Source organism: Sediminibacillus massiliensis, assembly GCF_900156915.1.
In the GTDB taxonomy this organism is placed as follows: domain Bacteria; phylum Bacillota; class Bacilli; order Bacillales; family Amphibacillaceae; genus Sediminibacillus_A; species Sediminibacillus_A massiliensis.
In genome coordinates this window covers 2,746,829-2,759,538 of sequence record NZ_LT732535.1, presented here as the reverse complement: position 1 = coordinate 2,759,538, position 12,710 = coordinate 2,746,829, and the positions used below count along the sequence as shown (strand labels likewise).

The window sequence follows — 12,710 nt, the reverse complement described above, 5'->3', positions numbered from 1 at the left end:
TACTATCCCCCGATAGCACGAGTACATCTATCTCTGCTAACAAGCTCCTTTAGAATCAAGGAGACTTAGCTACTGTAAAACTACCTACTTCTTCTATATCCACTGAATCCCCAGGGTAAAGCTTTCGTCCCCGGCGGCTCTCCAACTCACCGTTGACATATACTTCATACTCTGCAAGGAACAATTTCACCATTCCGCCTGTTTCCAAAACATTGGCCAGTTTCAAAAACTGACCCAATTGAATGTATTCTGTAGATATTTCGATTTGTTCGCTCATTTTATCACCTTATTTTTTTGCCTTCTATTTATTTTACTAAAGATTGGTTGAGAAGAAAAGGAAACGGTATAAAGATAAAACACATTTGCTCTTTTATTATTTATTTTACAATGCAGCTTATACAAGATTATTACCGGCCGGATTTTCCAACAGGTAAAAACTCTTACCGATGCTTAAAACGGTAAGAGTTTTGTCTGGAAAAGTTGATACTTTTATTAATATATGCTCACGCTCAACAAAGGGACGATTAATAAGTTCTGACCGGAAGAATCAGCTGTAGTATTTGATCATTATCTATTGGTCTGATGATAAATGGTCTCATTGCCCCTGTGAATTCAATTCTGACTTGTTCATTTTCGACAGCTTTTAAAGCATCCATCATGTATTTGGCACTGAACGAGATTTTCAATTCCTCACCCTCGATCGATTTAGCCGTTACTTCTTCTGTCACATTCCCGACTTCAGGCGAGTTACTGCTGATTTCCACTTGTGCATTTTGTTTTGTCATCAACCGGACGACGTTGTTTCTGCTTTCTTTCGCAAGCAAGGATGCCCTGTCGATTGATTGGAGCAATTCTTTGGTTGCACTGTGGACGATCGTTTTGCTTTGTTCAGGTATCAACCGTGAAGTTTCCGGGTAATTTCCATCCAACAGACGGGAAAGGAAGTACAGATGTTTCGTACGGAAAAGAACTTGGTTTTCCGTTACGCTTATTTCAATATTCTCCTGCGTGTCTTCAAGAATTTTATTCAGTTCATTCAAGCTTTTCCCCGGAATGACCACGCTGCTGAACTTCAAATTGGCTGGATCGATATCCAAAGGTATTTTTCTAGAAGCGAGCCGGTGACTGTCCGTTGCTACAAAGTTTAAGAAGCCTTCTTCGACTTTAACGTTGACTCCTGTAAGGATCGGTCTTGTTTCCACTGTGGATACGGCAAAAACGGTCTGCTTGATCAAATTTTTCAGTAAATCTGTGGGTAAATCAAAACTGTCTTCAGTATGAAGTTTGGGCAGTTGTGGATATTCATCCGCATCTTGTCCATTCAGATGGAATTCAGATCCACCCGAACGGATGGTTACTTTTAATCCGTCAGATTCGATTTCGACTGTCTTTTCTGGAAGTTTTTTAATAATATCAGGGAAATATTTGGCTTGTAAGACAATGCTACCAGGTTCGATTTGTTCGACATATACTATTCCGTCTTCTTCTGCAGGAATGAAAGATTCGATAGAGATATCGGAATCACTCCCTGTCAGGGTTATTCCATGGTTGGTTGCTTCCACTTTCACTCCGGTAAGAATAGGAATCGTAGTTCTGGGCGATATGGCTTTCATTACATTCTGCAAACTGTTCATTAACTCATCGCGTTGAATGACAAATTTCATAAAAATAAATCCTCCTAAGGGAAGTATATTATATATTTATTATTAATAAAAAAATAGTAGTAATAGTAATAGGGCATGTGATTATGTGGATAACTTTACAACAACCAGGGAAACAAAGCCTATCCGGCTGTGGATAGACTGTTAGTAAGTGTGGACGGGTTATTCACGTTATACACATGTGGAAAAGGCCGTTTCGTTTTAAATAGACTTCAATCTTTCCTTAATTTCTTCTATTTCTCTTTGCAGTGCATTATCCTGACTGACCATTTTCGAAATTTTTTCATGAGCATGAATGACGGTGGTATGGTCACGTCCCCCGAATTCTTCCCCAATTTTAGGAAGGGAATAATCCGTAAGTTCCCTAGTTAAATACATGGCGATCTGGCGCGGAAAAGCGATCGATTTCGTCCGTTTCTTTGCCGCAAAATCCTCCAGTTTCACATTATATTTTTCCCCGACTATCTCCTGTATTGCATCTATCGTAATTACTTTCGGTTTGGAGCTCGGAATTATATCTTTCAGTGCTTCTGCAGCCAGAGAAGCGTCAATATCCTGATTTGTCAGGGAAGAGTAAGCGACTACCCGGATTAAGGCTCCTTCAAGTTCCCGAATATTTGTGTCGATTTGGTTGGCAATATAAAGCATGACTTCGTTTGGTATATCTAATCCTTCCGCCTTTGCCTTCTTTCTTAAAATGGCAATCCTTGTTTCTAAATCAGGAGGAGTAATGTCGGTAATTAATCCCCATTCAAATCGTGAACGCAGCCTGTCTTCCAAAGTAGGAATTTCTTTCGGCGGCCGGTCACTTGAAATGACGATTTGCTTGCTTTCTTCATGCAAAGTATTGAATGTATGAAAAAATTCTTCTTGTGTTTGTTCTTTCCCGGCCAAGAACTGAATATCGTCAATTAGTAAGACATCGACATTTCGATATTTATTGCGAAAATTGACAGCTTTGTTATCACGGATCGAATTGATGAATTCGTTAGTGAACTTTTCCGACGACAAATAAACCACTTTCGCATTTGGATTATGATCGAGTACATAATGGCCGATTGCATGCATAAGGTGGGTTTTACCTAAGCCAACCCCTCCATAAATGAATAAAGGGTTGTAAGCTTTTGCCGGAGCTTCTGCGACGGCCAGCGACGCTGCATGGGCGAATCTATTTCCAGAACCGATGACGAAAGTATCAAATGTATATTTGGAGTTAAGCATCGATTTTGGCGATTCACCGTTGTCTGTTTTCTTCTTATCAGGAACTTTTTTCACCGGTGGTTTGACTTCATCAATTTCATTCATCGTTTCCGGTATGATGAATTTCGTTTTGAGTTCAGCACCAGTGACCTCGAATAAAGCATCTGAAATTAAATTTGTATAACGGCTTTCCAGCCAATCACGTGCGAACTCATTCGGTGCCGAAATGATCAGTGTGTCTTCCTGGAGTGCATCAGCTTTTGTGTTTTTCAACCAGGTGTCATAGCTTGGTTTACTGATCTTTCCTTCGATGGTTTTCAGCGTGTTTGTCCATAATTCTTGTATGTTTTCCAACCGGTCGTCACCCCTCCCAAACGGAATATAATTATCAATGAGCGGACTAATTAAAGCCCTTTTTTTAAATGCTGCAGATCAGACAATGTATGTTCTTAAAGTGCACAGAAATAAAAAACCTCTCGCAATCTTTCCTGGTTTCACTAGAAGAAAGATCGAAAGGTGTGAGAATTTACCAATAAAAGATGTGGATAATATAATACGGTCATATCGGGGTATGAATCAGGTTATCGAAGTATTCCACAACATTGTTGATAACTTTAAAAACAGGGTTGTGTGTAAATGTCCACAGACTATCCACAATCTGTGGATAATGATAATCGGCCAATATAGTTTTCAACTGTTAAAACACAAATATGATATCAAATAAAAACGGATGACGCAATGGTTTTTCGACAGTTATCCACAAAAACTACAGGTTGTAGACAAAGAATATCCACAGCACTATATTTTGTGATTAAATTGTCGATAGGTGTTGTGGAAAAATAAATGTGGATGGAAAAAATGTATACATGCCCTGTGGATAAAAAATATGATATAGTAATTCGTAGTTCTAGTCGATCTTCTTTTTACTTTTTAAGAAACGAAATTAAATTGACTGTTGAGGGAAAATGCGATAGTAACAATTCTATTTTGTGAAGATTTCTCTTCTTCTGATGTTAATTGAGTAACCCGACGCTGCGGAAAAATACTCGCTTTCCGTGGGGAACGCTTCAGTTCGGTGCAAAAAACGCCCCTGCGGGATCTTCAGACTGTTCCTTTCCCACTGGAGTCTCGCATTTTTCCTCCGCTTGGATTGGCATTCTGTTTAAGCAAGAGGAAATACCAGTTGAAGAGTTATAGAGATTTTTCTACTTAAAATACAGAAACCCACAGGATAAGGAAGGCTTCGTCAGCATTACATCGCACGAAGAAAAAATTGATTTGTATCTTCGGGGAGACTACGTGTTCTGACTCCGTTGTTAGGTGCTTTCTGAATTTTGTTTAGGGGGATACGTCATATACGCAAACTAAACATATTTTAGGGCCACTTATCGCCTAATCAGATATCTATCCAAAGCGGAGGAAAAATGCGACACTCCTGGGGAAAGAGCAGCTTCCGAAGACCCCGCAGTGAGCGCTTTTTGCTCAAGAGGAGGCTGAGGTGCTGCCCCCGGAAAGGGAGTATTTTTCCGTAGCGCTGGACTACCACTCAATTCCAAAAGAATGGAAGAAAGCCATAAAAAGTGATGTCGTAGTTTATGGATATTATGTACAAGCAACAATCATTAAATAACGGTCTTCTTTCTAAATCGAGTTGACAGAAGAAGTGTTTATTACTTATAATAAGTTGGACTGTCTTTTGAATAATTGAATTTTTAAATCCTCAGGGAGGTGTATTATAGATGAAACGTACATTTCAACCAAATAATCGTAAACGTAAAAAAGTTCACGGCTTCCGTAAGCGTATGAGCACAAAGAACGGACGTAAAGTTCTAGCTCGCCGTCGTCGTAAAGGAAGAAAAGTATTATCTGCATAGGCCACTGACAATTTCAGTGGTCTTTTTTTTCGTATCAGTATCTTGCTGGCTGTTACGATCGTACAAGCAATCAGTCGGTCCAATAGAGATTGCATATTAATGCAGTTAATAGATAAGATAAATTTATGCTCTGTTGGCTAAGAGGGCTGTATTCTCAAATGGAGGGAATCCACCCATGAAAAAAGCTCATCGGATGAAGAAAAACGAAGAGTTTCAACATGTATTTAAAAAAGGAAAATCGTTTGCTAATCGTCAGCTTGTGTTATATTTTTTGAAAAAAGAGCAACAACCTCATTTTCGGATTGGCCTGTCGGTGAGCAAGAAAATAGGGAATGCTGTGGTCCGCAATCAGGTAAAGCGCTATCTCAGACAAGCTTTCCTTGAACTTGAAGATCAAATCCATCATCAGTATGATTTAATTATCATCGCAAGAACCCCTGTCAAAGACATGGATTACCATCAAATCAAGAAAAGCCTCATCCATGTTTTGTCGAAATCCAGGCTGCTTTCGAAATAGTTCCTAATTTATATAGAAACTAGAAGAGTATAAATGGTAGAATACAACTTAGAGGCTGTTCAACGATGGAGAATGGATTGCTGGTCCAGCAATATCAGAAGATAGCATTCTTATTTAAGTTTATGAACAAAATCTTTAATATATCCACCAGGAAGTCGAGTAAGGAGGAAGTAAATTGCGCAAAAAGGTCTTTTTATTGATGGCCTTGACCTTAGTACTAGGCCTGCTTTCCGGTTGTACGGAAGTGGACCAAGATATTACGAGTGAAAGTGAAGGAATTTGGAACGTTTATTTCGTTTATCCTTTATCTTGGTTAATTACTTATGTAGCTGAAATGTTTAATGAGAATTATGGATTGTCCATTGTCATTGTTACTATTTTAATTCGTCTGGTGTTGTTGCCTTTGAACATCAAGCAATTGAAAAGTTCCAAAGCAATGCAGGATATCCAGCCTGAATTACAGAAAATAAGAGAGAAATATAGTTCCAAAGATGCTAATACACAGCAAAAGTTACAGCAGGAAACGATGGCGCTTTTCCAAAAAAATGGTGTAAACCCGCTTGCTGGTTGTTTGCCATTGATCGTGCAGATGCCGATATTGATAGCCTTTTACCATGCAATCATGAGGACTGCAGAAATCAAAACGCACAGTTTCCTATGGTTCCAGTTGGGAGATCCAGATCCTTTCTTCATCCTGCCGATTGTTGCTGCAGGGGCGACTTTCTTGCAGCAAAAATTGATGATGGCTGGCACCAATACAACGCAAAACGCCATGATGCCGCAAATGACGATGATGCTTTATATGATGCCGATCATGATTGGCGTCGTAGCTGTGTTCTTCCCGTCAGCATTGGCGCTATACTGGGTAGTCGGTAACATCTTTATGGTATTGCAAACACTATTTATTCGTAAACCGATGATGAAAAACACTGATCCTGAAACAGGAGGAAGCAAATAGTGAGACAAGTAACTGCTACTGGCCAAACAGTTGAAGATGCGGTCCAATCAGCATTGAAGCAGTTAAACACCATAAGGGACCAAGTTGATGTCGAGATTATTGACGAAGGGAAAAAAGGCCTGCTAGGTTTGTTTGGTTCCAAGCCGGCAATCGTCAAAGTCTCTGTTCTGCAAAACCCGATTCAGAAAGCTGAAACGTATATAAAACAGGTAACCCAACAATTGGGTGCAGATGTCGAAGTGTCTTCGTTTGTGAATGGGAAAGAAGTGACATTCGAACTAACAGGCGACAAAATAGCCATTTTGATAGGAAAAAGGGGACAAACCCTCAATGCTCTGCAATATTTGCTGCAGCTTGCATTGAATAACAGTGCGGATAAGTATTATACCGTCCATTTAGATGCAGAAGGATACAGGGGGCGGAGGAAAGAAACATTACACAACCTAGCCAGCCGATTAGCGGAAAAGGCAATCAGTACGAGAAAAGAAGTCTCTTTAGAACCGATGCCTTCGTATGAAAGAAAAGTCATTCATACTGCTCTTCAGCATCACGATAAAGTAACAACACACTCTGCTGGGGAAGAACCTAACCGGCATGTTGTCATAAAACCATCTTAAATAAAGGTTTTTGAAGAAGTCTCTTACCCAGAGGCTTCTTTTTTTGTGCCTATTGCTGTATGTATATTTGAATATCCTTGCTTGGGAAAGGAGACAATGAGGGAATAAGCCAAACTCATGTAAAAATAATGACCGATTCCAGGTTTCCATTCTATATATTATCCACAAAAAGTGGTAAAATATTTTTTTGGATGCAAATGTGGATATTGCTATTTTCGACCGCATCCCTTTATTCACATGTGGATAACTTTTTTGTTTTAACATAAAACAGTGTGTGGATAATTAGTTTTTCAAAATAGCGGATGTGTGGTATTCTAATACGTTAGTGGTTGATTAAAAGCACTAGCAAACAAATGAATGAACAGAAATCATTTATATATAAATCATTTTTTTAATAAGTGGAGGTGAAACGCATGGATACAGATACAATTACTGCCATCTCGACCCCGATTGGAGAGGGAGCAATCGCGATTGTCCGTTTAAGCGGTCCTGAAGCTATTTCAACTGCTGCAAAGCTTTTTGACGGAAAAGATTTGACCACGGTAGATTCCCATACCATTCACTATGGAAAAATCATTGATCCGTCTACCAACGAAGTGGCTGAAGAAGTCATGGTAACAGTCATGAAAGGACCTAAGACATTCACCAGGGAAGACGTGGTCGAAATCAATTGCCACGGCGGACTGGTTTCTGTCAATCGGTTATTGGAAATTGTCCTGCAACAAGGAGCAAGACTGGCAGAACCCGGTGAATTCACCAAGCGGGCGTTCTTGAATGGCAGGATCGATCTGTCTCAAGCCGAGGCTGTCATGGATTTAATCCGGGCCAAAACCGATAAAGCCATGAATGTAGCACTAAAGCAAATGGATGGCAGGCTTTCTCAACTGATTCAAAAGTTAAGACAGGAATTATTGGAAACAGTCGCCCATGTGGAAGTGAATATCGATTATCCCGAATATGACGATGTAGAAGAAATGTCCAATAACATGATGATGGAAAAAACAAGAGAGGTCTATCGGGAAATTGAACGTTTACTAGAAGTAGCCAAGCAAGGTAAGATTCTAAGAGAAGGATTAGGTACAGCTATTATCGGACGTCCCAATGTAGGGAAATCTTCTCTGATGAATGCGCTTGTACATGAAAACAAAGCAATCGTAACCGAAATTCCCGGCACAACAAGAGACGTAATAGAAGAGTATGTCAATGTCCGGGGCGTTCCGCTAAGACTGGTTGATACGGCTGGAATCAGGGAAACAGAAGATATAGTGGAAAGAATCGGTGTCGAGAGATCGCATCAAGTCCTGAAGGAATCCGATTTGATTTTGCTTGTCTTGAACAACGGGGAAGAGTTGTCCGAGGAAGACCGCAATTTGTTTAAGGCTGTAGAAGGTTTGGAAGTCATTGTAATTGTCAACAAGACGGATTTACCAAGGAAAATCGATGTTGACGAAGTGAAGAAACTGGCTGGTGACCAGCCGGTTATAACAACGGCCCTTATAGAAGAGAAAGGGATAGATGATTTAGAAAAAGCTATTTCTGAGACTTTCTTTGAAGGGGATTTAGATGCTGGTGACTTAACGTATGTTTCCAATGTCAGACATATACAGTTGTTGAAGCAGGCACTTGAAGCTCTGAACGATGCAATGAATGGAATGGAAGCGCAGATGCCGATTGATTTAGTGCAAATTGATGTAACAAGGACATGGGAAATACTCGGAGAGATAATTGGGGATACGGTTCACGAAAGCCTCATTGACCAGTTGTTTTCCCAGTTCTGCTTAGGAAAATAGACGATAGGATGAAGGATTATATACCTGATTGCTATCTTTAAATAAAAGGAGAGACAGCAAATGACTTATGATGCTGGACATTATGACGTAATAGTAGTCGGGGCCGGCCATGCTGGTTGTGAAGCTGCAGTGGCGTCCGCCCGCCGTGGTGCTAAAACATTGATGTTGACGATGAACCTGGATATGGTCGCTTTCATGCCGTGCAACCCTTCAGTCGGTGGCCCTGCCAAAGGTGTTGTTGTTAGGGAAATAGACGCATTGGGTGGAGTAATGGGTAAAGTGATCGACAAGACGTATATCCAGATGAGGATGTTAAATACCGGCAAAGGCCCTGCAGTCCGTGCATTGCGTGCACAAGCGGATAAACCTCTGTATCAAATGGAAATGAAAAAAACGCTTGAAAACGAACCGAATTTGACCATGAGACAAGGAATGGTTGAACGATTGATCGTGGAAGATGGTGAATGTAAAGGAGTAGTTACAGAAACAAAGGCTGCTTACTATGCAAAGTCCGTAGTGGTAACCACCGGAACATTCATGCGGGGACGTGTCATCATTGGTGACCTTTCCTATGAAAGCGGACCTAACAATCAACGTGCCTCAACAGCCCTTTCCGAACATTTGGAGGAACTGGGAATCAAACTTGTCCGATTCAAGACAGGAACTCCACCAAGGGTGAACAGTCATACGGTTGATTATTCCAAAACGGAAATACAGCCTGGAGACGAAAATCCACAACATTTTTCATATGAGACAACAGAAGCTATTCAGGAGCAGATACCTTGCTGGCTGACTTACACGAACGAATTCACTCATAAAATCATTGATGACAATTTAAGCTTGTCAGCAATGTATTCCGGTATGATCAAAGGAACCGGCCCGCGTTATTGTCCTTCTATCGAAGACAAAGTGGTTCGGTTCAATGATAAACCCCGCCATCAAATATTCCTTGAGCCAGAAGGAAGGAACACGGAAGAAATTTATGTGCAGGGACTATCGACCTCGCTTCCTGAATATGTACAGAAAGAAATGCTCAGAACGATTCCCGGATTGGAAAAAGCTGAAATCATGCGTGCCGGTTATGCGATAGAATATGATTCCGTCATACCTACACAGCTATGGCCAACTTTGGAATTGAAAGAAATACCGGGATTGTTTACAGCTGGCCAAATTAATGGCACATCAGGTTATGAGGAAGCATCCGGACAGGGAATCATGGCAGGAATCAATGCAGCTGCGAAAGCACTTGATATTGACACCTTGATTTTGGACCGCTCCCAGGCATATATCGGTGTATTGATAGATGACCTTGTTACAAAGGGAACCAATGAACCATATCGTCTTTTGACTTCCAGAGCGGAATACCGTTTGCTTTTGCGGCATGATAATGCCGATCTGCGGTTGACTGACATTGGTTACAAATTAGGCTTGATCAAACAAGACCGTTACGATTTGTTCAATGAAAAGAAACGCCTGATTGAGGAAGAAAGAAAAAGACTAAGCAAAGTCATTTTGAAACCGGAAGACCATGTGCAAGAAGTGATCAGTGAGGCTGGGGGAACACCGTTGAAAGAAGCGGTAAAAGCTTCTGATCTTCTAAAACGGCCGGAAATGACTTATCGACTGATCCAAAAACTGACCAAGGCAGAGAAAGAATTGCCGGAAGGTGTAAAGGAACAGGTCGAAATACAGACAAAATATCAAGGATATATCGAGAAATCGAACCAGCAAGTCGAAAGAATGCAGAAAATGGAAAACAAAAAAATTCCGGAGAACATCGATTACGACGCAATTGGCGGAATAGCCACAGAAGCGAAAGAAAAGTTGAAACAAGTCCAGCCGCTTTCTGTTGGGCAAGCTTCCCGCATTTCCGGTGTAAACCCGGCTGATGTTTCCATTTTACTCGTTTATATCGAACAGGGAAATGTAACCAGAGTATCTAATCAATAAGCATGTGAAAGGATTATTGAATGAATATACAAACCTTTCTGAACCATCTAAAAGAACAAGGCATTGAATTGAACGACAAACAACTGCAACAGTTCGACACTTATTTCCGTACCCTGGTAGAGTGGAATGAAAAGATGAATTTGACCGCTATCACGGACAAAGAAGAAGTTTACGCCAAACACTTCTTTGATTCTGTTTCAGCAGCGTTTCACTTTGACTTTTCAGGTCCTCTGCAAGTTTGCGATGTCGGTGCAGGAGCGGGCTTTCCGAGTATTCCTTTGAAAATTTGTTTTCCTGACTTAAAAATCACCATTGTCGATTCATTGAAGAAAAGAATTGCCTTTTTGAATCATTTAGCTGCCCAATTGGAGTTGAGTGACGTTGCTTTTTATCATGACCGGGCAGAAACATTCGGGAAAAACGCGAAGTTTCGGGAACAGTACGATGTTGTTATGGCAAGAGCTGTGGCAAGAATGTCTGTATTGAGTGAACTTTGTCTGCCGCTTTGTAAAACGAAAGGAACTTTCATTGCAATGAAAGGTCCTAATTTAGCCGAAGAGCTGAAGGATGCTGAAAGTGCCATCCAGTTGCTTGGCGGTGAGCTGCAGGAAATCCACACCTTCGAGTTGCCAGAAGATAATGGAGAGCGAAATATAGCGACTATTACCAAAAATAGAAAGACCCCGAATAAGTACCCGAGAAAACCTGGAGTGCCTAATCGGACGCCAATAGAATAGATTTTAAGAGCTGCCTGTCACAGGCAGCTCTTTTATTATGACAACCTTTTATACTACATTTGTTTAACTATTTTATTACAAAGGTTTGCAACCTTTCCCAGGTGGGGATACAAGTAGTACTAAAAACAAATAACACAAGGTTGGAGGAGCTATTATGAATATATTAATAACGACTGGTGCTAGAAGGATAGATTTCATCGAGTTTTTTAAAAATGCATTAAAGGAAGCAGGCATATCCGGAAACATTGTTGTGGTTGATTCCGATTACAACGCCCCTTCACTCCAGGCGGCAGATTACGCATACGTCGTACCGAAACAAGCCGATGATGATTATATAGATGAATTGTTGAAAGTATGTAAAGAAAGAGAAGTCGACGTTTTAGTGCCTCTCAATGACTTAGAAGCACCAAAAATAGCCGCAAGTAAGCAGCTTTTTACAGACAAGGGAATCACAGTACTTGCCCCTGATCAGGATATCGTCGACAAAGTAAGGGATAAAGGGAAGTACACGCAGCTGTTGGGACCATTCGGTTTGAAAACACCAAAGACATACTTCACTGTGGAGGAAACGGAAAAGGCCATCAAAAACAACGAGGTGGATTTTCCATTTATTGTAAAACCAAGGAATGGTTCGGGGTCGATTGCTATGGAAATCGTGCATAACCTTGATCAGTTAAATTCAGCCTATAAGCTGGCAGTACAACGATTGGAGGAATCTGTACTGGATACAGTCACTGATAAAAATTCAGAAGACAATGTACTGATTCAGGAAGTTATCGAAGGAGAAAAATATAGTCTCGATGTCGTCAATGACCAGAATGGTAATTATTTAACCTCTTTTGCAAGGAAACAACTTGCGATGAGGGGAGGAGACATTGATAAAACAATTACGAGCAATAATGAAGATATTCTGTCCCTGGGCAGGAAATTAGGTGAAAATCTCAAACATGAAGGTTATTTAAATACCGATGTTTTTTATGATGGCAAAGAATATTATGTTATTGATATAAATCCACGATTTGGTGGTGGCTATGCCTTCTCACATGCTGCGGGGGCGAATATACCTGCAGCATATATCGCCAGTCTGGCCGGGAAGGAAATTAAACAGGAATGGCTGGAATCAACCCCTGATGTAGAACTTGCCAGATATGATGTTGTCACACAAATAGATGAAACAAAGGTTAAATACAAAAATTCATAATGCTAGATTGTTGGAGAACCTGGCCTGATTTCAGATAGGCCAGGTTCTTAATTGCCCGAAGGTTTGCCTTTCTATGAATTTGAGTTTCTTACATAACAGGGAAATTTTAAAAAATTACAAACAACAACCATACTTTTCCCGATAGATATATGATAAAATGATAGAAGAAACTGAGATGGCTAATAATGCGCAGCAGCTTCTGTCT

11 protein-coding genes are annotated in these 12,710 nt (G+C 40.5%); 8 read left to right on the top strand and 3 right to left on the bottom strand.

Going from position 1 to position 12,710, the window contains the following annotated elements:
* Positions 1-55: 55 nt before the first annotated feature.
* The 3 genes from yaaA to dnaA form a co-directional block, all read right to left on the bottom strand.
* Entirely contained in the window at positions 56-277 is a 222-nt protein-coding gene (yaaA, locus tag CZ434_RS14290) for a S4 domain-containing protein YaaA (protein WP_077623780.1), read from the bottom strand.
* Between the two features lie 247 nt (positions 278-524).
* A complete protein-coding gene (gene dnaN / locus CZ434_RS14285) occupies positions 525-1,664 on the bottom strand; it encodes a DNA polymerase III subunit beta (RefSeq protein ID WP_077623779.1) in 1,140 nt (379 codons plus the stop codon).
* A 198-nt stretch (positions 1,665-1,862) separates the two neighbouring features.
* Entirely contained in the window at positions 1,863-3,215 is a 1,353-nt protein-coding gene (gene dnaA, locus CZ434_RS14280; RefSeq protein WP_077623778.1) for a chromosomal replication initiator protein DnaA, read from the bottom strand.
* Positions 3,216-4,600: 1,385 nt separating this feature from the next.
* Between dnaA and rpmH the strand changes: the two genes are divergently transcribed.
* The 8 genes from rpmH (at position 4,601) to CZ434_RS14235 (ending at position 12,505) form a co-directional block, all read left to right on the top strand.
* Positions 4,601-4,735: a 50S ribosomal protein L34 gene (rpmH, locus tag CZ434_RS14270; protein WP_077623776.1), complete on the top strand. Its 135-nt coding sequence runs from the start codon at positions 4,601-4,603 to the stop codon at positions 4,733-4,735.
* Between the two features lie 175 nt (positions 4,736-4,910).
* Positions 4,911-5,252 carry a ribonuclease P protein component gene (rnpA, locus tag CZ434_RS14265; protein ID WP_077623775.1) on the top strand — a complete coding sequence of 114 codons (342 nt, stop codon included), beginning with the start codon at positions 4,911-4,913 and terminating at the stop codon, positions 5,250-5,252.
* A 175-nt stretch (positions 5,253-5,427) separates the two neighbouring features.
* Entirely contained in the window at positions 5,428-6,210 is a 783-nt protein-coding gene (gene spoIIIJ / locus CZ434_RS14260; RefSeq protein WP_077623774.1) for a YidC family membrane integrase SpoIIIJ, read from the top strand.
* Complete coding sequence (jag, locus tag CZ434_RS14255; RefSeq protein ID WP_077623773.1) at positions 6,210-6,827, top strand: RNA-binding cell elongation regulator Jag/EloR; 618 nt, start codon at positions 6,210-6,212, stop codon at positions 6,825-6,827. Before spoIIIJ ends, jag begins: the two co-directional genes overlap by 1 nt.
* 413 nt (positions 6,828-7,240) lie before the next feature.
* Complete coding sequence (mnmE, locus tag CZ434_RS14250) at positions 7,241-8,617, top strand: tRNA uridine-5-carboxymethylaminomethyl(34) synthesis GTPase MnmE (RefSeq protein WP_077623772.1); 1,377 nt, start codon at positions 7,241-7,243, stop codon at positions 8,615-8,617.
* Between the two features lie 60 nt (positions 8,618-8,677).
* Positions 8,678-10,567, top strand: coding sequence for a tRNA uridine-5-carboxymethylaminomethyl(34) synthesis enzyme MnmG (gene mnmG, locus CZ434_RS14245; RefSeq protein ID WP_077623771.1), 1,890 nt, complete (start codon positions 8,678-8,680; stop codon positions 10,565-10,567).
* A 20-nt stretch (positions 10,568-10,587) separates the two neighbouring features.
* Positions 10,588-11,304, top strand: a complete 717-nt coding sequence (gene rsmG, locus CZ434_RS14240) for a 16S rRNA (guanine(527)-N(7))-methyltransferase RsmG (protein WP_077623770.1) — start codon at positions 10,588-10,590, stop codon at positions 11,302-11,304.
* A gap of 154 nt (positions 11,305-11,458) precedes the next feature.
* Positions 11,459-12,505: an ATP-grasp domain-containing protein gene (locus CZ434_RS14235; RefSeq protein WP_077623769.1), complete on the top strand. Its 1,047-nt coding sequence runs from the start codon at positions 11,459-11,461 to the stop codon at positions 12,503-12,505.
* Positions 12,506-12,710 lie beyond the last annotated feature (205 nt).

Coding starts and splice junctions, on each gene's coding strand:
- CZ434_RS14235 (WP_077623769.1), top strand. CDS start 11,459: ATGAATATATTAATAACGACTGGTGCTAGAAGGATAGATTTCATCGAG.
- yaaA (WP_077623780.1), bottom strand. CDS start 277: ATGAGCGAACAAATCGAAATATCTACAGAATACATTCAATTGGGTCAG.
- dnaN (WP_077623779.1), bottom strand. CDS start 1,664: ATGAAATTTGTCATTCAACGCGATGAGTTAATGAACAGTTTGCAGAAT.
- rnpA (WP_077623775.1), top strand. CDS start 4,911: ATGAAAAAAGCTCATCGGATGAAGAAAAACGAAGAGTTTCAACATGTA.
- rpmH (WP_077623776.1), top strand. CDS start 4,601: ATGAAACGTACATTTCAACCAAATAATCGTAAACGTAAAAAAGTTCAC.
- mnmE (WP_077623772.1), top strand. CDS start 7,241: ATGGATACAGATACAATTACTGCCATCTCGACCCCGATTGGAGAGGGA.
- mnmG (WP_077623771.1), top strand. CDS start 8,678: ATGACTTATGATGCTGGACATTATGACGTAATAGTAGTCGGGGCCGGC.
- rsmG (WP_077623770.1), top strand. CDS start 10,588: ATGAATATACAAACCTTTCTGAACCATCTAAAAGAACAAGGCATTGAA.